The following is a 20,328-nucleotide window of genomic DNA, read 5'->3' as shown; positions in this document are numbered from 1 at the left end:
GATGAGTGGCAAAGGCATTCGCATCGAAGGTTTGAGAAAACGTTATGGCGAGGGCGATACCGCGGTCAATGCCTTGAAAGGCGTGGACATGCAGGTGGCACCCGGCGAGGTGGTGGGCCTGATTGGCCCTTCCGGGTCCGGCAAGAGCACGCTGCTCAAATGTCTGGGCGCGGTGATTGATCCGACCGCCGGTCGCATGACGCTGGGCGATGAAGTGATCTACGACGATGGCTGGAAAGTCCGCGACTTGCGCGCCTTGCGGCGCGACAAGATCGGTTTCGTTTTCCAGGCACCATACCTGATTCCGTTTCTCGATGTCACCGACAACGTGGCGCTACTGCCGATGCTCGCAGGCGTCGCGAATGGGGAGTCGCGCGCGAAGGCACTGGAACTGCTCACCGCGCTCGATGTGCAACACCGGGCTCGCGCCATGCCCTCGCAACTCTCCGGTGGCGAGCAGCAACGGGTCGCCATTGCGCGAGGTTTGGTCAATCGCCCTCCGGTGATCCTGGCTGATGAGCCCACAGCTCCACTAGACAGTGAGCGCGCCATGGCTGTAATCCGCATCCTCAATGACATGGCTCGGAAGTTCGAGACCGCCATCATCGTCGTCACCCATGACGAAAAGATCATCCCCACTTTCAAGCGCATCTACCACATCCGCGACGGTGTGACCCATGAGGAAGCTGGCGAAGGGCGGGAGTTCGAATGAGAGAACGATTGAATTACAGGAGAATTTCATGACCCACCGCAAACACAGCCACGCATTTGGAACTATCACCCTGACCGTTACGGCCTGCCTGCTTTTATGGGGTTTTCAGTTGCCAGCTTGGGCTGGTGACGCTACCCAGGTTGAGCCACTGGCGCTACGCAAGATCATGCAGGAACTCGGGCGCAACATGCAGGCTATTACCGGTGCGATTTCGCAGGAGGAATGGGTTCAGGTCGTTCAGCTCGCCCCAAAAGTTGCTGCACACCCCGAGCCACCGCTTACTGAAAAAATGCGCATCCTTGCTTACCTCGGCGCTGATGCGACCAAGTTCAGAAACTTTGACGCGCAGACTCACGAGGCGGCGCTGGCCATGAAGCTGGCTGCTGCGAGCAGCGACGGCAAGGCGGTGATCCAATCATTCGCCCACGTGCAGGAAAGCTGCTTGGGCTGCCACCAAGCTTTCCGTAAACCTTTCGTGGAGCATTTTTATGGAGCACGCTAAAACATGCCAGCGCCCCATCAGCCTCGAAAGACGGCTTGCGGCAACTTACCTGGTAGCTGGTCTGGTCACCGCCGGTCTGGCCGGTTGCGCCGCCGGCCCTGATTTTCAGCGTCCCACCGCACCCGATGTGGCTCGCTACACTGCAACACCGGTGGCTGATAGAACCGCGTCCGCTCCCACGCAGTTCGGCGAAACACAACGTCTAGTCGAAGGGCTTCCGATCGAAACGCAATGGTGGCAAAGCTTGGGTTCATCCACACTCGACGGACTGATCAACGAAGCTTTCCATGTCAGCCCGACGCTGGCGAGCATCAGCGCCAATTTGCGACAGGCGCAGGAGCTTCTTGCCGCACAGGCGGGCTCGACGCAATATCCACAGGTAGATGTCGCACTGGGATCTCAGCGCCAGCAAATGAGTCCCAGTAGCCAAGGGTTGAGCGGAGACGCACGTCAATTCAGCCTCTACAACGCCAGCGTTGGCGTGCATTACAACCTCGATCTGGCTGGCGGCAACCGGCGCGCACTCGAAGCCTTGGCTGCTCGCGCCGACTACCGTCGCTTCGAACTGAATGCTGCGCGCCTGGCCCTTGCCGGCAACATGGCAACCGCTGCCATTACCCGAGCACGCCTCGCCGCGCAACTAGAAGCCACTACTGCCATTTTGCGCGTGCAGGATGAGCAACTGCGCCTAGCCCATGAACGCGTGCGTATCGGTCAGGCCTCACCTGATGAAGCGTTGAGCCTACAAGCTCAGGCGGAGCAAACGCGGGCAGAACTGCCTGCGCTGCGTAAACAACTGCAACAAACCGAACATCTACTGGCGGTGCTAGCCGGTCGTGCCCCAGGCACGGGTGGCATCCCGGCCTTCACTCTGGCCGATTTCACTCTGCCCGTCGAGATGCCGCTCGTCGTGCCCTCAGAACTGGTGCGCCGCCGACCGGATATCCAGGCGTCAGAGGCGCTGTTGCATGCGGCCAATGCAGACTATGGTGTGGCTGTCGCCAAGCTCTACCCACAGATCAACCTGAGCGCCAACCTTGGCTCTCAAGCGCTGACCACCGGTACCCTGTTCGGTGGTGGCTCGGCAGTGTGGGGCCTGGTTGCGCAGCTCACCCAGCCTCTTTTTAATCCAGGGCTACCCGCTGAAAAAAGAGCGGCGCTCGCCGCTTTTGATGCCGCCGCAGCCAATTACCAGAGCGTCGTATTGGAGTCTTTGCGTAACGTCGCCGACACCCTGCGCGCGGTGGAAAGCGATGCACAAACTTTGACTGCCCTCGCTGCCGCTGATATGGCTGCACAGGCCTCCTTGCAGTCGGTCGAGCGGCAATACCGGCTGGGCGCGGCCAGCTACCTGCAACTGCTCATCGCGCAGCAACAGGCACAGTCAATCCGGATCAATATGGTTGCGGCCCAGGCACAACGCCTAGTCGATAGTGTTGCTTTATATCAGGCCCTGGGAGGTGGTGTCAGTTAAGGCTATGCCCTAACCTGATGTCATTTTCAGAAGACGACTGCACCAATCAACGAGACATGAAGCCTGCTGTGCATACGGCTCCTGACAGCCCGATATCAGGACTCCTCTGCACGAAACTCGTCTATGCTCAATACTCGTGTGCACCAAAGCGAGGCGAGCATGGCGACCGATACCGTACCGATTGCCGAGCGCGGCGTAGCCACCCTGTCAGAACAGGCATGGGAGCGTGCTCGCTGCCGCGCGGAGATCATTGGGCCGTTGGCGCAGTCGGAGACGGTCGGGCATGAAGCGGCCGACGCAGCAGCCCAGGCGCTGGGTCTGTCCCGGCGGCAGGTCTACGTCCTGATCCGCCGTGCCCGGCAAGGTTCGGGGCTGGTCACTGATTTGGCTCTTGGACAGTCGAGCGGTGGCAAAGGTAAAGGCCGCTTGCCGGAGTCGGTCGAACGAATCATCCGCGAGCTACTGCAAAAGCGCTTCCTGACCAAGCAGAAGCGCAGCTTGGCGGCGTTCCACCGTGAAGTTGCGCGGGTGTGCAAGCTGCAAAAGCTGCGGATGCCGGCGCGCAACACGGTCGCGTTGCGGATCGCCAGCCTTGATCCACTCAAGACCACTCGACTTCGGGAAGGCCAGGATGCGTCCCGCATCCTGCAAGGTGTTGGCGGTGTTCCTCCGCCAGTCTCCGCACCGCTGGAGCAGGTACAGATCGACCACACAGTCATCGACCTGATCGTGGTGGACGAGCGCGACCGGCAACCGATTGGCCGTCCGTACCTGACCCTCGCCATCGACGTGTTCACCCGCTGCGTGGTTGGCATGGTGGTCACGTTAGAAGCGCCATCTGCCGTCTCGGTCGGCCTGTGCCTCGCACACGCCGGTTGCGACAAGCGCCCTTGGTTGGAAAGGTTGGACGTGGAAATGGACTGGCCGATGAGCGGCAAGCCCGCGCTGCTCTACCTGGACAACGCGGCCGAATTCAAGAGCGAGGCGCTACGCCGTGGCTGCGAGCAGCATGGCATCCGGTTGGACTATCGGCCTCTCGGGCAGCCGCACTATGGCGGCATCGTGGAACGGATCATCGGCACGGCGATGCAAATGATCCACGACGAATTGCCGGGGACGACCTTCTCCAACCCTGACTAGCGCGGGGAATACGCCTCCGAGAAGATGGCCGCCCTGACACTGCGCGAGCTGGAACGCTGGCTCGCATTGGCGGTTGGCACCTATCACGGCTCCGTGCACAACGGCCTGCTCCAACCGCCGGCCGCACGCTGGGCCGAAGCTGTCGCGCGTACCGGCGTTCCAACCGTCATCACTCGCACCACGGCTTTTCTGGTCGATTTCCTGCCCGTCCTCCGCCGCACCCTGACCCGCACTGGCTTCGTCATCGACCACATCCACTACTACGCCGATGCGCTCAAGCCGTGGATAGCTCGGCGCGACCGCCTGCCTGCGTTCCTGATCCGGCGCGACCCACGCGACATCAGCCGCATTTGGGTGCTGGAGCCGGAGGGGCAGCACTATCTGGAAATTCCATACCGTACCTTGTCGCACCCGGCTGTCACCCTCTGGGAACAACGGCAGGCGCTGGCGAAATTGCGGCAGCAAGGGCGCGAACAGGTGGATGAGTCGGCGCTGTTCCGCATGATCGGGCAGATGCGCGAAATCGTGACCACTGCGCAGAAAGCCACGCGCAAGGCGCGGCGCGACGCGGATCGACGCCAGCATCTCAAGTCAACGGAACAACCTGTCAAAACCACGCCACCAGCGGACACGGACATGGCAGACCCGCAGGCGGACAACCAGCCACCTGCCAAACCGTTCGACCAGATTGAGGAGTGGTAGCCGTGGACGAATATCCCATCATCGACCTGTCCCACCTGCTGCCGGCGGCCCAGGGCTTGGCCCGTCTCCCGGCGGACGAGCGCATCCATCGCCTTCGCGCCGACCGCTGGATCGGCTATCCGCGAGCAGTCGAGGCGTTGAACCGGCTGGAAGCCCTGTATACGTGGCCAAACAAACAACGCATGCCCAACCTGCTGTTGGTCGGTCCAACCAACAACGGCAAGTCGATGATCGTCGAGAAGTTCCGCCGCGCCCACCCGGCCAGCTCCGACGCCGACCAGGAGCACATCCCGGTATTGGTCGTGCAGATGCCGTCCGAGCCATCGGTGATCCGCTTCTACGTCGCGCTGCTCGCGGCGATGGGAGCACCATTGCGACCGCGCCCACGGCTGCCGGAAATAGAGCAACTGGCGCTGACACTGCTGCGCAAGCTCGGTGTGCGTTTGCTGGTGATCGACGAGCTGCACAACGTCCTGGCCGGCAACAGCGTCAACCGCCGGGAATTCCTCAACCTGCTGCGCTTCCTCGGCAACGAATTGCGCATCCCGCTGGTCGGTGTGGGCACACGCGACGCCTACCTGGCCATCCGCTCGGATGACCAGTTGGAAAATCGCTTCGAGCCGATGATGCTGCCGGTGTGGGAGGCCAACGACGATTGCTGTTCACTGCTGGCCAGCTTCGCGGCTTCGCTCCCGCTGCGGCGACCTTCGTCGATTGCCACGCTGGACATGGCTCGCTACCTGCTCACGCGCAGCGAGGGCACTATTGGCGAGCTGGCGCACCTATTGATGGCGGCGGCCGTGGCCGCCGTGGAGAGTGGTGAGGAAGCGATCAACCACCGCACGCTCAGCATGGCCGATTACACCGGTCCCAGCGAGCGGCGGCGGCAATTCGAGCGGGAACTGATGTGAAGCCAGCGCCACGCTGGCCACTGCATCCGGCACCCAGGGAAGCCGAAGCCCTGTCTTCGTGGCTCAACCGCGTGGCCCTTTGCTATCACATGGAAGTGTCCGAGCTGCTGGAGCACGATCTTGGTCACGGCCAGGTTGATGACCTGGACACCGCGCCACCACTGGCGCTGCTGGCGATGCTCTCCCAGCGGAGCGGTATCGAGCTGGATCGGCTGCGCTGCATGAGTTTCGCCGGCTGGGTGCCTTGGCTACTGGACAGCCTTGATGATCAGATTCCAGCCGCATTGGAAACCTATGCGTTCCAGCTCTCGGTACTGCTGCCGAGACTCCGCCGTAAGACGCGATCCATCACGAGCTGGCGTGCCTGGCTGCCCACCCAACCGATACACCGCGCCTGTCCGCTCTGCCTGAACGATCCGGAGAACCAAGCCGTACTGCTCGCGTGGAAGCTGCCCCTGATGCTGAGCTGCCCACTGCATGGCTGCTGGCTGGAATCCTATTGGGGCGTGCCAGGGCGGTTTCTCGGCTGGGAGAACGCCGACGCCGAACCGCGCACTGCCAGCGACGCGATTGCGGCGATGGACCAGCGTACCTGGCAGGCACTGACGACCGGCCACGTGGAGTTGCCGCGCCGACGCATCCACGCCGGATTGTGGTTTAGGCTGCTACGCACGCTGCTCGATGAGCTGAACACCCCGCTTTCGACGTGCGGCACCTACGCGGGGTATCTCCGCCAAATCTGGGAATGCTGCGGGCATCCGCTGCGTGCTGGGCAAAGTCTGTGGCGACCGTATGAAACCCTGAACCCGGCAGTACGGTTGCAGATGCTGGAGGCGGCGGCAACGGCAATCAGCTTGATTGAGGTGAGGGATATAAGCCCGCCAGGCGAGCACGCAAAGCTATTCTGGTCCGAGCCCCAAACCGGGTTCACCAGTGGCCTGCCGGCGAAAGCGCCGAAGCCCGAACCCGTCGATCACTGGCAGCGTGCAATCCAGGCCATTGATGAGGCCATCATTGAAGCACGACACAACCCCGAGACGGCACGCTCGCTGTTCGCGTTGGCTTCCTATGGTCGGCGCGACCCCGCTTCCTTGGAACAGTTGCGCGCCACCTTCGCGAAGGAAGGCATCCCCCCGGAATTTCTGTCACATTATGAGCCTGACGGACCCTTTGCATGTCTTAGACAAAATGACCGGTTAAGTGACAAATTTTGACGGCCTGAGCTTTCCGGCGCACACTGTCACATAATCGAACGTATATGTGACAGGTGTGACATGCTGATCGGCTACATGCGGGTATCGAAGGCGGACGGTTCCCAAGCGACTGACTTGCAGCGCGATGCGCTGGTCGCCGCCGGCGTCGATCCGGCGCATCTTTATGAAGACCAGGCGTCTGGCAAACGCGAGGACCGGCCCGGCTTGGCGGCCTGCCTGAAGGCGCTCCGACCGGGCGACACTCTGGTCGTCTGGAAACTCGACCGCCTTGGGCGCGATCTGCGCCACCTGATCAATGCCGTGCACGACCTGACCGGTCGCGGCATCGGACTCAAGGTGCTGACCGGCCACGGCGCGGCGATCGATACCACGACTGCCGCCGGCAAGCTGGTCTTTGGCATCTTCGCCGCGCTGGCCGAGTTCGAGCGCGAGTTGATCGCCGAGCGCACGATTGCCGGTCTGGCATCGGCGCGGGCGCGTGGCCGAAAAGGTGGCCGCCCGTTCAAGATGACCGCCGCCAAACTACGCCTGGCGATGGCCGCAATGGGGCAGCCCGAAACCAAGGTCAGCGACCTGTGCCAGGAACTCGACATTACACGGCAGACCCTGTACCGGCACATATCGCCAAAGGGCGAGCTACGCCCCGATGGAGCGAAGCTGCTCAATCGTGCCTAAGGAAATTTGGCAAACCCGTTTTTTGAGACACCCCTACCTGGCCTCATACCAGGATTGGGATGCATTTGCTACACGCACCACCAGCAGCATCACCGGCACCTCGATCAGCACCCCGACTACAGTGGCCAGTGCTGCGCCGGAGTGGAATCCGAACAGGCTGATCGCAGCGGCGACGGCCAGCTCGAAGAAATTGGATGCACCAATCAAGGCCGAAGGGCAGGCGACGTTGTGCTTTTCGCCAACCAGGCGGTTTAGCCAGTAGGCCAAGGCCGAGTTGAAGAGCACCTGTTGGGCAGCACGCCGCCCAAGATCACAGTCCAGCGGAGCAAACGCGCCGGCGGTGCGCCACTGCGGGTGTACCGGTTGGCCGCAGAGTAATGCGGGAGATTATTTCGCTGATTTCGCCGACTGCTCTACGATCTTAAACCGTCAAGGTCGCCTAGAACAGACGGTCGTCAAAGCGCCTTTCCCCAAGACGCACAAGTAAGAGAGTAAGGTTGCCGAACCACTTGAACTGTGGAGTGTGTGATGCCGAAGCGTTCGTGCAATGTCTCCGCGATGTTTTGAAAAAATGCGTCATCTGCTGACCCATCGGGCATCACCAAGTGTGCCGTCATTGCCGCCTGTTTTGTGTCCAGCCCCCAAATGTGTAGGTCGTGAACAAACTGTACACCCGGCAATCCTGCCAGGTAGTCGTGCACAGCCTGCGCATCGATATCGTCGGGCACCCCATCAAAAAGTAGGTGTAAAGACTGCTTGAACAGGCCCCAGGTACCCCAGACGATAATGGCCGCGATGAGCAGACTGACCACGGGGTCCAGCCAGGGCCATCCCATCCACAGTGTGAGTGCTCCAGCCACCACCACTCCGGCAGATACCAGCGCATCAGCCGCCATGTGCAGGAAAGCCCCCCGGATGTTCAGGTCGGTATCGCGACCGCGCATGAACAGCAGGGCTGTTGCGGCATTGATGAGGATGCCTACACCTGCAACCGCCATGATCGTCGCTCCTTCATGACCATTCGCCTCTTCCGGTGACATAAGGCGTCCGACCGCTTCCCAGCCGAGCGCACCCATAGCCACAAGTAGGAGCAATGCATTGGCAAATGCCGCGAGGATGCTGCCCTTCTTCCAGCCGTAAGTGTGACGCAGATTTGCCTGCAGTTTGCCAGCCAGCGCGCCACCCCACGCGAGTACCAAACCTGCCACATCGCTCAGATTGTGACCGGCGTCCGCCAGCAAGGCCAACGAGTCGATCTTCCAGCCATAGAATGCTTCGATTCCGACAAAGGACAGATTCAGCGCAATGCCGACAGCAAAGGCCTTGTCGAAACTGGCGGGCGTGTGGCTATGGTCGTGTTCGGCGCTCATTCAGCGAACCCCTTCTGGGCTTCGCAATGCCTCACTCAATTGATCTGCTAGTTCAGACCAGTTCGAGTCCTGCTCCAGCGCTTCGCGCAAAAAGCTGGCCTGTGCGGGCGTCCAAAACGGCGCATTGGGTAGCTCGATGTCCGGAGCCACTGGCCTGTGCTCCGCCAGGAATTGGTGAATTTCATGCGGCTGGTTGGGAAGTCCCAACTGGACGAACAGATCATGAAAACGGTGAATGGCAAACTCCATGCTCAACTCCTTACGCCCGACGCATGACACCCGCGAGGTCGGTGCCCGGTGTCACCGTGTTAAACACCGTTCCGTACTTCTTCACGTTGTCGTGCAACAGGTCAATACGTCGATCGGATTCATCGGTGTCCACAACGATTTCGTATCGGATGCTCTCCATTTTGGGTGGCACATCCTGGCGCACGCCGTCCACGATCACCTGCACACCGCGCAACTCAAACTTGAGGATGGGTACCACGCGCTCGATGCCCTTGATCATGCAGGCCGACAGCGCGGCCAGCAGCAGCTCGGCAGGGTTGAAGGCATGGGGATTGCCTCCCATGTCGGTGTCGAGTGTGATGCTCGCCAATTTGCAGGTGGACTCGCTGCGATGGGCATCGATTCGGCGTGATTCGACATGAAAACGCATCTTGACCGGGGTGTCGCTCATTCAACTACTCCTTGGTAGGCGATGGAGCGCAGCAACCCGTCGACGAGGCTGCCGGTGCCGTGCTGCCACAGAAGGTGCTGGCCGCAGATACTGGCTCGGCAGCCTCACCGCCACAGCACGAAGAAGTGGCCGTAGCTGCAGGTGCCTCGTAACGCTGGCCGATGACCGCGAAGCCCTTGCGCATCCACTTGAGCAGCCCCCCCCTCCATGTTGCTCACGCGAGTGAAACCCTGGAACTGCAGGTAGTACGTGGCCTTGAGGCTGCGCTCGCCACTCTCGCAGACCAGCACGAGCTCGCGATCCTTGGGCAGTTCGCCCCAGCGCTGTTCCATCTCGAACAGTGGAATGTTCACGATGGCGGGTACATCGAAGGCGAGACTTGCCACTTCAGTTCGCTCGCGCACGTCTACCAACAAGGCACCTTCTCTCACCAAGCGCTGAGTGGTGGTTGGACAGACCTGCTTGGCTTCTCCCAGCGTCTGATGGTCAATCATCTTGCGCTCCTTCAAGCTGTTAGCCATTGTTCGATCTTTTCGCGGCCGGGCACGCCACCAGCGTGCACCACCTTGCCGTCGATCACGACGCCCGGTGTCGACATGACGCCGTAGCCCATAATGTCGCGCAGCTCTTCCACCTTCTCCAACTTGACCTCAACACCCTTGGCTTTCGCCACCTGGTCGATTAGCGCAATGGTGCTCTTACAGTTGGCACAGCCAGTGCCGAGAACTTTGATCTCTTTCATCTCAATCTCCTCACAAAACCCAGTTGAAGACAAACCCCACGATCATGATGCCGGTCGCAACCACACCAATGAAAGTGGCGATCAGCCTGACTTTCAAAACCTTGCGCAAGATGACCATCTCGGGCAGCGACAACGCGATCACGCTCATCATGAAAGCCAGCACTGTGCCCAGCGCCGCGCCTTTTGCCAGCAGGGCCTGCACGATGGGAATGACACCCGCTGCATTGGTGTACATGGGCACACCGATCAGAACCGCCAGCGGCACTGACCACCAGGCATCCTTACCCATGAAACTGGCCATGAAATCCTCTGGCACCCAACCGTGGATGCCAGCGCCGATGGCGATACCGGCCAAGATGTAGGGCCAGACCTTGCCCACGATGTCGCGCACTGAGGCAAAACCCGCCTGCACCCGGTCGGCCAAGGTCGTCTCAGCGGCTTCAAATCCAGCCGACATTTTGGGCATGTCGCGCACCCAGTCTTCCAGGTGCGCCTCCATTTTGAGACGCCCAATGATCCAGCCCGCGACGACAGCTACCGACAGACCCAGACCAAGGTACAGCGCGGCGATCTTCCAGCCAAACAGGCTGAACAGCAGCGTCAGCGCTACCTCGTTAACCATGGGCGCGGAGATCAGGAACGAAAACGTTACGCCCAGCGGCACACCCGCCTGCACGAAGCCGATGAACAGCGGCACCGCCGAGCAGGAGCAGAACGGCGTTACGATGCCCAGGCTGGCCGCCATCATGTTGGCCACCCCTTCGCTTCGGCCGACCAGCAGCGCCCTTGTGCGTTCCGGCGTGAAGTAGCTGTTGACCATGCCCATGACGAACACCACACCGGTCAGCAGCAGCAAGACCTTGGGCGTGTCGTAGAAGAAAAACTGCAGCGCGCCGCCCAAATGGCTGTCACGCGCAACCGGCAGCGCAGCGACCAGCGCCTCCGAGGCGGGGATCAGCGATTGGTACAACCCCCACCAAAGCAGGGCTGCCACAACAAGGAACGCTGTTGGGTTGCGCTGGGTCCAGCGCATGGCGAGGGTAGTCATCGATCTTCTCCGTTGCGTTGTTCAGCGAGACGTCGGCTTATGCTGAACGATCTCCAGAGAAGACGAATGAATCGAAAAAAGGATTCAGGCTGAAGGGCGTGGTGTGTGGCAGCACACCTGCCCAGTGTCGTCGAATCTGACCTGACAGTTCACGATCAGACTGTCCCGGAGCCGCTTTCTGGCTCGCAGTAGGCGTGACTTCGCAGCGGCCAAGGTGAGCTGATTGGCCTCAGCGTATGCGCGTACAGTCTGCCCTTGAAGGTCACAGGCCGCAATGATGTGTCGATCTTCCGCTTCCAGCGCAGGAAGGTTGCGTTCCACGCATGCATCGAGTTCGTCGACCGGCACCCGCTCTGAGGTTGGGGAGGCGACGAGCGATTCGGCCAACTCATCCGTTAACTCGGCGTTGGGCTTGGCCAAGCGGGTCGCATCGACCACAGCATTGCGAGCCACCTGGAACAGCCATGCCCTTGGGTTTTCCAATGAACAAAAGCCTTTGCCTTGACGCATGGCTTTGAGGAAGACCTCTTGCAGGAGGTCTTCGGCGGCATTGCGGTCCCGGGCACGAAGAATCAAAAAGGCAAGCAACTCCCGTTCGTGTGCCTCCCAGGCACGTAAGACGCACTCAAAAGAAGTGTTGCTGCCTGCCATTACTATCGGGCCTCGTACCAGGGTTTGGAGGCGTTCACCACGCGCACCACCAACAGCATCACCGGCACCTCAATCAGCACGCCGACCACGGTCGCCAGAGCCGCACCTGAGTGGAACCCGAACAGGCTGATTGCTGCCGCGACGGCCAGCTCGAAGAAGTTGGATGCGCCAATCAAGGCCGAAGGGCAAGCGACGTTGTGTTTCTCGCCGACCAAGCGGTTTAGCCAGTAGGCCAAGGCCGAGTTGAAGAACACCTGAATCAAGATGGGCACAGCCAGCAGTGCGATGACCAACGGCTGTTTCAGAATGGCCTCGCCTTGAAAGGCGAAAAGCAAGACGAGGGTCGCCAACAGGGCCGTGATCGACCACGGGCCGATTTTCGCCATCGTGGCCTCGAAGGCATCCGGGCCTTTGGCCAAAAGCTGCTTGCGCAAGAGCTGGGCCAAGATGACGGGAATCACGATGTACAGCACGACGGATGTGATCAACGTGTCCCAAGGCACTGTGATGGCCGAGATGCCCAGCAGGATGCCAACCAGAGGCGCAAAGGCTATCACCATGATGCTGTCGTTCAGAGCGACTTGCGACAACGTGAACAGTGGATCGCCATTGGTCAGCCTGCTCCACACGAACACCATTGCCGTGCATGGTGCAGCGGCAAGTAGGATCAGCCCAGCGATGTAGCTGTCGAGCTGGTCAGCGGGGAGCATGGGCGCAAACAGGTTGCGAATGAAGAACCATCCGAGGAATGCCATCGAGAACGGCTTGACCAGCCAGTTGACGAACAGCGTGACCCCAATCCCCCGGACGTGTTGGCGCACTTCGTGAAGTGCGCCGAAGTCCACCTTGACCAGCATCGGGATGATCATCACCCAGATCAGCAGGCCCACCGGGAGATTCACCTGCGCGATCTCCATGCGGCCGATGGACTGGAACGCTGCCGGGAAAAATTGTCCGAGGGCAATGCCAATGACGATGCAGAGGAACACCCAGACGGTCAGATAGCGCTCAAAGACGCTCATCGGCAGACCTGCCGATTTTTTCAGTGTTGCTTCACATTGAGCTGGCAAAGCATTTCCCCCTGTTAAGCGTCACGCTGCTGCCCCAGCTCGCGGAGCTTGGTTTGCAGCGACATGCGGTCGATTTTTTCGATAGGCAGGCTCATGAAAAGCCGGATGCGATTGGCGATCTGGAACTGCGCGTTTGAGAACGCCTTGAGCTGCTTTTCCCGGTCGCCTTCGATCTTGGTGGGGTCGGCAAATCCCCAGTGCGCTGTGATGGGTTGGCCGGGCCACGCCGGGCAGGCTTCGCCCGCTGCCTGATCGCACACGGTCATGATGAAGTCCATCTGCGGGGCATCCGGCTCGGCGAACTCCGTCCAGCTCTTGCTGCGCAGGCCGCCCAAGTCGTAGCACTGCTCCGACAGCACTTCCAAGGTCATCGGATGAACCTCACCGCGAGGATGGCTTCCCGCGCTGTACGCCTTGAAGCGCTCCCGCCCAAGGTGGTTCATGATGACTTCCGCCTTGATGCTGCGGGCAGAGTTCCCGGTGCAGATGAACAGCACGTTGTAGATTTTGTTTTCCATGTCAGGCTTCCTCGGTGATGGGGTTTGCCAAGTCACGCAGCCGATCCACGCCGACTGGCTCGTGCTTCAAGAGCGGCACGACCGCAAAACGCTTGGCATGATGTGTCGCCACCGAGTCGATCTCTCGAAGCTCGTTCTGCGCGCGCTGACGCAGCAGCAAAGAGTCCGGGCGCGTGGCCGCGACGCTGTTGTTGACGATCCATGCCCATGGCTCGATGCCAGCTCGGCGCAGATCGGATTGCAGGTTGGCGGCTTCCAAAACAGGGGTGGTTTCGGCCAGCGTGGCGATGAGAACCTTGGTTTGCTTCGGGTCTTGCAACTGCATCATCGGTGTCGTGTAGTGCATGCCCGTGTTGCCCATCTGCCGGGTCACTTCCCGGTGATACGCGCCCGTGGCATCCAGCAGCAGCAGCGTGTGCCCGGTGGGCGCGGTATCCATCACCACGAACTTCTTGCCAGCCTCCCGAATGATGCGAGAGAAGGCCTGAAAGACCGCGATCTCCTCGGTGCAGGGGGAGCGCAAGTCCTCTTCCAGTAGTGCGCGCCCTTCGGCATCGAGCTGGGCACCCTTGGTATCCAGTACGTGCTTGCGATAGCGCTCCGTTTCCTCGTGAGGATCAATGCGGCTGACGGTCAGGCTAGACAGAGAGCCTTCCAGCGTCTCTGACAGATGAGCGGCCGGATCGGAGGTTGTCAGATGGACGGGCAATCCTCGGTGAGCCAGCTCCACGGCGACGGCGGCCGCCAAGGTGGTTTTGCCGACACCACCCTTGCCCATGAGCATGACCAAGCCATGCCCATCTACAGCAATCTCATCAACCAAGGAGGATAGGCTGGGTGCGTCGAGCTGGGCAGGCAGTTCGATGGAGCTTGTGGCGCTCCCGCTGGTGGTGGCCACCAGCAAGTGACGCAAGGCGTCGAGTCCGACCAGGTTGAACGGTTTCAGGTCAATCTGATCCCGAGGCAGCGCCTTGAGCACGTCTGGCATGGCCGTAAGGGCTGTTTGCTCGCGTTGATGGATCGCGGCAGCCAGCTCATCGTGCGCGGCTTCCCTGGCTGGAAGAACGCCATTGACAACGAGGTACTGTTGAGACAGCCCGATGGCGGCCAGCTCTTCGTGTGTGCGAGCCACCTCCCGAAGGGTGGCGCGTTGAGCGCGGGCGACCAGAACCAAGCGGGTGCGCTGCGGATCGGCCAAGGCGTCAACGGCGGCCTTGTACTGGGTACGCTGCTTTTCCAGCCCGGCCAGAGGCCCGAGGCAGGACGCATCACCTTTGCCTTCTTCGAGGAAGCCGCTCCACGCACCGGGCAGTTGGAGCAGGCGGATCGTGTGGCCTGTGGGTGCCGTGTCGAAGATGATGTGTTCGTAGTCTGCGGTCAAGGTCGAGTCGATCAGCAGGGCCGTGAACTCATCAAAGGCCGCGATCTCGGTGGTACAAGCGCCTGAAAGCTGTTCCTCGATCCCGTTGACAACCGTCTCAGGTAGGACGCCCCGTACTGGGCCGACGATGCGATCTCGATAGGCCTGTGCTGCTGCCTGCGGGTCAATTTCGAGTGCCCAGAGGTTGGGCACGGCGGGGATCGCCGTGATGTGATTGCCGATGCTTTCCCCAAACACTTGCCCTACGTTCGATGCAGGGTCAGTGCTGACAAGCAGGACGCGCTTGCCTTCTGATGCGAGTTGTACCGCCGTAGCACAGGCGATGGAGGTCTTGCCGACCCCACCCTTGCCTGTGAAAAAAAGGTAGCGCGGAGGCTGATTGAGGAAGTGCATGGGCAATTCCTCCGTTCAGCAGCAGCGGCTGCCGGAGCAGCAAGCACCTTGGGATTGCGGCGCGCTCACGGCTGCGATGCCTGTCCAGCGGGCCAACTCGGTACGGTTGGGATAGCGACCGGCCAAGGCCACTTCGCCATCGACCAGAATCAGAGGAAGTGCATCTTGCCCCGAGCGCTCCAAGAACGCTTTGACAGTCGAGTTTTCTGCGAAGGCGAGCGGTTGCTGCGCCAGATTGAATCGTTCAACCTGCGCGCCGTTTTGTTTGGCCCAGTCCACATCGGCGGCGAAGCTCACGAGTGCCTGGTCAACTTCAACGCCACAGACGCCTGTGCTGCAACACAGAGCGGGGTCAAAAATCTGAATGGTTGCCATGATTATTCCTTCCAAAGTCATGCGTTGGGATACAGGGACTCAAGTGCCGCGCGCTGGTCGGGCTTGATGTTGACGACGGGGCGAATCGTCTTAGCCGTCGCCGCTGCTTCTTCGAGCGTGCTGCACAAGCCAAGCTCCAGCAGGACGCCTGCGGCCACGGTGCCAGTCCGGCCCTTGCCGCCGCCGCAATGGAAAGCCACTTTTTTGCCATCGCGGTAGGCCGACACGACCGCTTGTATGGCGTCTTGGAACAATGGCGCTTGTGGCTGCTCGGCGTTGTCGCCGAGCGGGATTTGCTGCCAAATCAGGGCGGGGTTGGATGCCGCGCAGCCTGTGGACTCTTCGCGCAGGTCCACCACCACGTCGATGTGTTCCACATCGGCGATTTGTTGAATGTCGCTGGCTCCGCCGAAGTAGATGCGGCCCGCGATCAGCTCGTGATATTGCTTTTGCATCGGTAGCTGGCCCCTCTCTCGGTTTCAGGCCAGCAACGTGCCGATGCGGTCAAGCTCTGCCTTGAGCTTGGCCTTGTCTTGCTGCAAGTCATCCAGCGGCAACGCGAGGAAAGCCTCGATGCGCGCTCGCAGAATGCGGTAGGCCGTCACGAAGGCCGCGTCGATTTCCTCATCGGTGCCGGTGGCGTGGGCTGGGTCTTCGACGCCCCAATGGGTACGCAGAACTGGCCCCAAGTAGGCCGGGCAGGTTTCGCCCGCAGCGCTGGAGCAGACCGTGATCACGATGTCAGGGGTAGTGGGCAGGTTGTCCCACGATTTGCTGTGGTAGCCCTCTGTCGAGATGCCTTCGCGTGCCAGCAGGGCCAGCGAGCGCGGGTGGACTTGGCCAGTGGGCTGGCTGCCTGCGCTCATGGCCTTCCACCCTGCCGGAGCAAGGTGATTGAAGGTGGCTTCACCAAGGATCGAGCGGCACGAATTGCCGGTGCAAAGAAACAGGACGTTCATCGTTCGGGAGTCTTTTGAGTTGAAGAAAGCGGCGGCAACACAGCGTCAGAGCACTTGGAGACAGCGCGCATGTCCGCGCACTGCTCCGGGTGGCCTGAGCAGCACTCTTCCGTCAGGTAGGCGATCAAGTCCAGCATCAGTGGGATGTTGGCCCGGTAACGCTGGAACCGCCCTTCCTGCTCGACAGTGAGCATCCCGGCCTGTGTCAATGCCTTGAGGTGGAAGGACAGGTTGGTCGGCGGGACATCGAGTGTTGAAGCGATCTCGCCCGCGACCATGCCTTCTGTGCCCCTGCGCACCAGAAGCCGGTACACATCCAGCCGAAGGCCGGATGACAGCGATTCAAAGATCGTGGTGGCTGTGTTCTTTTCCATGGTCCAACTATACAACAATAGTTGAAATAATGAAATCAAGTCTTGATGCCGATCCGTCAAACCGACGAAAAGGCGGCGATAGCATCAATAGGCTCTATGTGGGGATCGACTGCGGAGTAGGGGCACAAGCGGGTCGGCACCTCAAGTGCAACCAACTCCTGACATTCCGTGCAATCGTCTTCTGAAAATGACACCGATGGCCAATCTGATGCTGTCGGTCATGGGAGCCTTTGCTGAGTTCGAGCGCGCCCTGATCCGCGAACGTCAGCGCGAGGGAATCGTGCTGGCCAAGCAGCGCGGTGCCTACCGGGGACGAAAGAAATCGCTGAACAGCGAACAAATTGCCGAGTTGAAACGGCGAGTTGCGGCAGGCGACCAAAAAACCTTGGTGGCCCGTGACTTCGGCATCAGCCGCGAAACCTTGTACCAGTACCTGCGGGAAGACTGACCATGCCACGCCGCTCAATCCTGTCCGCCACCGAGCGCGAAAGTCTGCTGGCACTGCCAGATGCCAAAGACGAACTGATACGGCACTACACGTTCAACGAAACCGACCTGTCGGTGATCCGTCAGCGTCGCGGCGCCGCGAATCGATTGGGCTTCGCCGTGCAGCTTTGCTACTTGCGATTCCCTGGCATCTTCTTGGGCGTCGATGAACCTCCATTTCCGCCCCTGCTGCGCATGGTGGCCGCACAACTCAAGGTGCCGGTGGAAAGCTGGAACGATTACGGCCAGCGCGAGCAGACACGGCGGGAGCACTTGGTCGAGCTGCAAACGGTGTTTGGATTCAAGCCCTTCACCATGAGTCACTACCGGCAAGCCGTGCATACACTGACCGAACTGGCCTTGCAAACAGACAAAGGCATTGTGCTGGCCAGCACCCTTGTTGAAAACCTGCGGCGGCAGAGCATCATCCTACCCGCCATGAATGCCATCGAGCGCGCAAGCGCCGAGGCCATTACCCGTGCCAACCGGAGCATCCATGCGGCATTGGCCGATTCCTTGATACCTGTCCATCGCCAGCGCCTGGACGAACTGCTCAAGCGCAAGGATGGTAGCAAAATGACGTGGCTAGCGTGGCTGCGCCAATCGCCCGCCAAGCCGAACTCGCGCCACATGCTTGAACACATCGAACGCCTCAAAGCCTGGCAGGCGCTTGACCTACCTGCTGGCATCGAACGGCAGGTACACCAAAACCGCTTGCTCAAGATCGCCCGCGAGGGCGGCCAGATGACGCCCGCCGACCTGGCCAAGTTCGAGTCGCAGCGGCGTTACGCCACCTTGGTAGCACTGGCCATCGAGGGCATGGCCACCGTCACTGATGAAATCATCGACCTTCACGACCGCATCATCGGCAAGCTGTTCAATGCGGCCAAGAACAAGCATCAACAGCAGTTCCAGGCTTCCGGCAAGGCGATCAACGACAAGGTGCGGATGTATGGGCGCATCGGTCAGGCGCTGATTGAAGCCAAACAAAGCGGCGGCGATCCGTTCGCCGCCATCGAAGCGGTCATGCCGTGGGACACCTTCGCCGCCAACGTCACCGAGGCGCAAACGCTGGCGCGGCCTGCCGATTTTGATTTCCTGCACCATATCGGCGAGAGTTACGCCACGCTGCGCCGCTATGCGCCGCAGTTCCTGGACGTGCTCAAACTGCGCGCCGCGCCCACCGCCAAGGGTGTGCTCGATGCCATCGACGTGCTGCGCGGCATGAACAGCGACAGCGCGCGCAAGGTGCCCGCCGATGCGCCAACCGCATTCATCAAGCCGCGCTGGGCAAAGCTGGTTCTGACCGACGAGGGTATTGACCGGCGTTACTACGAGTTATGCGCCCTGTCGGAGCTGAAGAACGCACTGCGCTCTGGTGATGTTTGGGTGCAGGGTTCGCGCCAGTTCAAGGACTTCGACGAATACCTGGTGCCGATCGAGAAGTTCGCCACCCTGAAGCTGGCCAGCGAATTGCCACTGGCCGTGGCCACCGACTGCGACCAATATCTGCATGACCGACTGGAATTATTGGAGGCGCAACTCGCCACAGTCAACCGCATGGCGGCGACCAACGACTTACCGGATGCCATCATCACCACTGCATCGGGCCTGAAGATCACGCCGCTGGACGCAGCGGTGCCAGACGCCGCGCAAGCCTTGATTGACCAGTCGGCGATGTTGCTGCCGCACCTCAAGATCACCGAGTTGCTGATGGAGGTCGATGAATGGACGGGCTTCACGCGCCACTTCACACACCTGAAGACCGGCGACACGGCCAAGGACAAAACCTTGCTGATGACGACGATTCTGGCTGATGGTATCAATCTTGGGCTCACCAAGATGGCCGAGTCCTGCCCTGGCACCACCTACGCCAAGCTGTCTTGGCTGCAAGCCTGGCACGTTCGCGACGAAACCTATTCGACGGCGCTGGCCGAGCTGGTGAACGCACAGTTTCGACAACCCTTCGCCGGAAACTGGGGCGACGGCACCACGTCATCGTCGGACGGCCAGAACTTCCGAACCGGCAGCAAGGCAGAGAGCACCGGGCATATCAATCCGAAGTATGGAAGTAGCCCTGGGCGGACGTTCTATACCCATATCTCCGACCAATACGCGCCCTTCAGCGCCAAGGTGGTCAACGTCGGCTTGCGCGACTCGACCTATGTGCTCGATGGCCTGCTGTACCACGAGTCTGACTTGCGTATCGAGGAACACTACACCGACACGGCGGGCTTCACCGATCATGTGTTCGGCCTGATGCACTTTCTGGGATTCCGGTTCGCGCCGCGCATCCGCGACCTGGGCGACACCAAGCTGTTCATTCCCAAGGGCGATACTGCCTACGATGCACTTAAGCCGATGATTAGCAGCGACAGGCTGAACATCAAGGCTATTCGCGCTCATTGGGATGAAATCCTACGGCTGGCCACTTCGATCAAGCAGGGCACGGTGACGGCCTCGCTGATGCTGCGCAAGCTCGGCAGCTATCCGCGCCAAAACGGCTTGGCCGTCGCCCTGCGCGAGCTGGGGCGCATCGAGCGCACGCTGTTCATTCTGGATTGGCTGCAAAGCGTGGAGCTGCGCCGCCGCGTCCATGCGGGGCTGAATAAGGGCGAGGCGCGCAACGCGCTGGCCAGGGCGGTCTTCTTCTACCGATTGGGTGAAATCCGCGACCGCAGTTTTGAGCAGCAGCGCTACCGGGCCAGCGGCCTCAGTCTGGTGACGGCGGCCATCGTGTTGTGGAACACGGTCTATCTGGAGCGTGCCACCAGTGCTTTGCGTGCCCACGGCAAGGCGCTGGACGACACGTTGCTGCAATATCTGTCACCGCTGGGGTGGGAGCATATCAACCTGACCGGCGATTACCTATGGCGCAGCAGTGCCAAGGTCGGTGCGGGGAAGTTCAGGCCATTGCGACCGCTGCCACCGGCTTAGCGTGCTTTATTTTCC

The 20,328-nt window shown here is 60.8% G+C and carries 22 protein-coding genes and 2 pseudogenes; 9 read left to right on the top strand and 15 right to left on the bottom strand.

All coding sequences use genetic code 11. From position 1 onward, the window contains the following. Position 1 precedes the first annotated feature (1 nt). From V8Z78_RS19470 to V8Z78_RS19440, 7 genes and pseudogenes are all read left to right on the top strand, one after another. Positions 2-712, top strand: coding sequence for an ABC transporter ATP-binding protein (locus tag V8Z78_RS19470; protein ID WP_003056107.1), 711 nt, complete (start codon positions 2-4; stop codon positions 710-712). Positions 713-740: 28 nt separating this feature from the next. After that, a complete protein-coding gene (locus tag V8Z78_RS19465; protein WP_003056106.1) occupies positions 741-1,214 on the top strand; it encodes a cytochrome c in 474 nt (157 codons plus the stop codon). After that, positions 1,201-2,688 (top strand): efflux transporter outer membrane subunit, encoded by a 1,488-nt coding sequence (locus tag V8Z78_RS19460; RefSeq protein WP_003056103.1) that lies wholly within the window; start codon positions 1,201-1,203, stop codon positions 2,686-2,688. Before V8Z78_RS19465 ends, V8Z78_RS19460 begins: the two co-directional genes overlap by 14 nt. A 123-nt stretch (positions 2,689-2,811) precedes the next feature. Then, positions 2,812-4,530: pseudogene (locus tag V8Z78_RS19455) on the top strand (transposase). 2 nt (positions 4,531-4,532) lie between these two features. After that, positions 4,533-5,441 (top strand): TniB family NTP-binding protein, encoded by a 909-nt coding sequence (locus V8Z78_RS19450; protein ID WP_013741668.1) that lies wholly within the window; start codon positions 4,533-4,535, stop codon positions 5,439-5,441. Continuing rightward, positions 5,438-6,655 (top strand): TniQ family protein, encoded by a 1,218-nt coding sequence (locus V8Z78_RS19445; RefSeq protein ID WP_349731922.1) that lies wholly within the window; start codon positions 5,438-5,440, stop codon positions 6,653-6,655. The genes V8Z78_RS19450 and V8Z78_RS19445 overlap by 4 nt, the downstream gene beginning before the upstream one ends. Positions 6,656-6,715: 60 nt before the next feature. Beyond that, positions 6,716-7,330: a recombinase family protein gene (locus V8Z78_RS19440; protein ID WP_011911466.1), complete on the top strand. Its 615-nt coding sequence runs from the start codon at positions 6,716-6,718 to the stop codon at positions 7,328-7,330. A 33-nt stretch (positions 7,331-7,363) separates the two neighbouring features. On the opposite strand, the pseudogene V8Z78_RS19435 reads toward V8Z78_RS19440, so the two are convergent. The 15 genes and pseudogenes from V8Z78_RS19435 to V8Z78_RS19365 form a co-directional block, all read right to left on the bottom strand. Next, positions 7,364-7,618 (bottom strand): annotated as a pseudogene (locus V8Z78_RS19435) (arsenic resistance protein); the annotation flags it as partial. A gap of 167 nt (positions 7,619-7,785) precedes the next feature. After that, complete coding sequence (locus V8Z78_RS19430; protein ID WP_011911467.1) at positions 7,786-8,700, bottom strand: cation diffusion facilitator family transporter; 915 nt, start codon at positions 8,698-8,700, stop codon at positions 7,786-7,788. Beyond that, complete coding sequence (locus V8Z78_RS19425) at positions 8,701-8,949, bottom strand: DUF2789 domain-containing protein (protein ID WP_011911468.1); 249 nt, start codon at positions 8,947-8,949, stop codon at positions 8,701-8,703. Between the two features lie 10 nt (positions 8,950-8,959). Next, positions 8,960-9,379, bottom strand: a complete 420-nt coding sequence (locus V8Z78_RS19420) for an OsmC family protein (RefSeq protein ID WP_011911469.1) — start codon at positions 9,377-9,379, stop codon at positions 8,960-8,962. Positions 9,380-9,483: 104 nt separating this feature from the next. Further along, positions 9,484-9,873 (bottom strand): rhodanese-like domain-containing protein, encoded by a 390-nt coding sequence (locus tag V8Z78_RS19415; RefSeq protein ID WP_349731921.1) that lies wholly within the window; start codon positions 9,871-9,873, stop codon positions 9,484-9,486. Between the two features lie 11 nt (positions 9,874-9,884). Then, a complete protein-coding gene (locus tag V8Z78_RS19410; RefSeq protein WP_011911471.1) occupies positions 9,885-10,121 on the bottom strand; it encodes a thioredoxin family protein in 237 nt (78 codons plus the stop codon). A gap of 10 nt (positions 10,122-10,131) precedes the next feature. After that, positions 10,132-11,169: a permease gene (locus V8Z78_RS19405; RefSeq protein ID WP_011911472.1), complete on the bottom strand. Its 1,038-nt coding sequence runs from the start codon at positions 11,167-11,169 to the stop codon at positions 10,132-10,134. A gap of 84 nt (positions 11,170-11,253) precedes the next feature. Continuing rightward, positions 11,254-11,820, bottom strand: coding sequence for a sigma-70 family RNA polymerase sigma factor (locus tag V8Z78_RS19400; RefSeq protein ID WP_011911473.1), 567 nt, complete (start codon positions 11,818-11,820; stop codon positions 11,254-11,256). A 2-nt stretch (positions 11,821-11,822) separates the two neighbouring features. Beyond that, positions 11,823-12,842, bottom strand: coding sequence for an ACR3 family arsenite efflux transporter (gene arsB, locus V8Z78_RS19395; protein WP_349731920.1), 1,020 nt, complete (start codon positions 12,840-12,842; stop codon positions 11,823-11,825). Between the two features lie 62 nt (positions 12,843-12,904). Beyond that, complete coding sequence (locus tag V8Z78_RS19390) at positions 12,905-13,408, bottom strand: arsenate reductase ArsC (RefSeq protein ID WP_011911475.1); 504 nt, start codon at positions 13,406-13,408, stop codon at positions 12,905-12,907. A 1-nt stretch (position 13,409) separates the two neighbouring features. After that, the gene (gene arsA / locus V8Z78_RS19385; RefSeq protein ID WP_011911476.1) at positions 13,410-15,182 is read right to left on the bottom strand and encodes an arsenical pump-driving ATPase; all 1,773 of its coding nucleotides are present in this window, start codon (positions 15,180-15,182) and stop codon (positions 13,410-13,412) included. A 15-nt stretch (positions 15,183-15,197) separates the two neighbouring features. Beyond that, entirely contained in the window at positions 15,198-15,557 is a 360-nt protein-coding gene (gene arsD, locus V8Z78_RS19380; RefSeq protein ID WP_011911477.1) for an arsenite efflux transporter metallochaperone ArsD, read from the bottom strand. A 17-nt stretch (positions 15,558-15,574) separates the two neighbouring features. Then, positions 15,575-16,012, bottom strand: coding sequence for a protein-tyrosine phosphatase family protein (locus V8Z78_RS19375; protein ID WP_011911478.1), 438 nt, complete (start codon positions 16,010-16,012; stop codon positions 15,575-15,577). 24 nt (positions 16,013-16,036) lie between these two features. After that, complete coding sequence (locus V8Z78_RS19370; protein ID WP_011911479.1) at positions 16,037-16,516, bottom strand: arsenate reductase ArsC; 480 nt, start codon at positions 16,514-16,516, stop codon at positions 16,037-16,039. After that, positions 16,513-16,890, bottom strand: coding sequence for an ArsR/SmtB family transcription factor (locus tag V8Z78_RS19365; protein ID WP_041755225.1), 378 nt, complete (start codon positions 16,888-16,890; stop codon positions 16,513-16,515). Before V8Z78_RS19365 ends, V8Z78_RS19370 begins: the two co-directional genes overlap by 4 nt. Before the next feature lie 196 nt (positions 16,891-17,086). On the opposite strand from V8Z78_RS19365, the gene V8Z78_RS19360 reads away from it, so the two are divergent. Together V8Z78_RS19360 and V8Z78_RS19355 are read left to right on the top strand one after the other, a co-directional pair. Further along, the gene (locus V8Z78_RS19360) at positions 17,087-17,338 is read left to right on the top strand and encodes a recombinase family protein (protein WP_072209121.1); all 252 of its coding nucleotides are present in this window, start codon (positions 17,087-17,089) and stop codon (positions 17,336-17,338) included. A gap of 2 nt (positions 17,339-17,340) precedes the next feature. After that, positions 17,341-20,313, top strand: a complete 2,973-nt coding sequence (locus V8Z78_RS19355) for a Tn3 family transposase (RefSeq protein ID WP_349731919.1) — start codon at positions 17,341-17,343, stop codon at positions 20,311-20,313. The last annotated feature ends 15 nt before the right edge of the window (positions 20,314-20,328 follow it).

The organism is Comamonas sp. wu1-DMT (genome assembly GCF_040187805.1).
GTDB classification, from domain to species: domain Bacteria; phylum Pseudomonadota; class Gammaproteobacteria; order Burkholderiales; family Burkholderiaceae_C; genus Comamonas; species Comamonas thiooxydans.
The sequence above is the reverse complement of the archived record's forward strand: the minus strand, read 5'-3'. Positions and strand labels throughout refer to the sequence as shown.

Coding starts and splice junctions, on each gene's coding strand:
- V8Z78_RS19470 (WP_003056107.1), top strand. CDS start 2: ATGAGTGGCAAAGGCATTCGCATCGAAGGTTTGAGAAAACGTTATGGC.
- V8Z78_RS19465 (WP_003056106.1), top strand. CDS start 741: ATGACCCACCGCAAACACAGCCACGCATTTGGAACTATCACCCTGACC.
- V8Z78_RS19460 (WP_003056103.1), top strand. CDS start 1,201: ATGGAGCACGCTAAAACATGCCAGCGCCCCATCAGCCTCGAAAGACGG.
- V8Z78_RS19440 (WP_011911466.1), top strand. CDS start 6,716: ATGCTGATCGGCTACATGCGGGTATCGAAGGCGGACGGTTCCCAAGCG.
- V8Z78_RS19430 (WP_011911467.1), bottom strand. CDS start 8,700: ATGAGCGCCGAACACGACCATAGCCACACGCCCGCCAGTTTCGACAAG.
- V8Z78_RS19425 (WP_011911468.1), bottom strand. CDS start 8,949: ATGGAGTTTGCCATTCACCGTTTTCATGATCTGTTCGTCCAGTTGGGA.
- V8Z78_RS19420 (WP_011911469.1), bottom strand. CDS start 9,379: ATGAGCGACACCCCGGTCAAGATGCGTTTTCATGTCGAATCACGCCGA.
- V8Z78_RS19415 (WP_349731921.1), bottom strand. CDS start 9,873: ATGATTGACCATCAGACGCTGGGAGAAGCCAAGCAGGTCTGTCCAACC.
- V8Z78_RS19410 (WP_011911471.1), bottom strand. CDS start 10,121: ATGAAAGAGATCAAAGTTCTCGGCACTGGCTGTGCCAACTGTAAGAGC.
- V8Z78_RS19405 (WP_011911472.1), bottom strand. CDS start 11,169: ATGACTACCCTCGCCATGCGCTGGACCCAGCGCAACCCAACAGCGTTC.
- V8Z78_RS19400 (WP_011911473.1), bottom strand. CDS start 11,820: ATGGCAGGCAGCAACACTTCTTTTGAGTGCGTCTTACGTGCCTGGGAG.
- arsB (WP_349731920.1), bottom strand. CDS start 12,842: ATGAGCGTCTTTGAGCGCTATCTGACCGTCTGGGTGTTCCTCTGCATC.
- V8Z78_RS19390 (WP_011911475.1), bottom strand. CDS start 13,408: ATGGAAAACAAAATCTACAACGTGCTGTTCATCTGCACCGGGAACTCT.
- arsA (WP_011911476.1), bottom strand. CDS start 15,182: ATGCACTTCCTCAATCAGCCTCCGCGCTACCTTTTTTTCACAGGCAAG.
- arsD (WP_011911477.1), bottom strand. CDS start 15,557: ATGGCAACCATTCAGATTTTTGACCCCGCTCTGTGTTGCAGCACAGGC.
- V8Z78_RS19375 (WP_011911478.1), bottom strand. CDS start 16,012: ATGCAAAAGCAATATCACGAGCTGATCGCGGGCCGCATCTACTTCGGC.
- V8Z78_RS19370 (WP_011911479.1), bottom strand. CDS start 16,516: ATGAACGTCCTGTTTCTTTGCACCGGCAATTCGTGCCGCTCGATCCTT.
- V8Z78_RS19365 (WP_041755225.1), bottom strand. CDS start 16,890: ATGGAAAAGAACACAGCCACCACGATCTTTGAATCGCTGTCATCCGGC.
- V8Z78_RS19360 (WP_072209121.1), top strand. CDS start 17,087: ATGGCCAATCTGATGCTGTCGGTCATGGGAGCCTTTGCTGAGTTCGAG.
- V8Z78_RS19355 (WP_349731919.1), top strand. CDS start 17,341: ATGCCACGCCGCTCAATCCTGTCCGCCACCGAGCGCGAAAGTCTGCTG.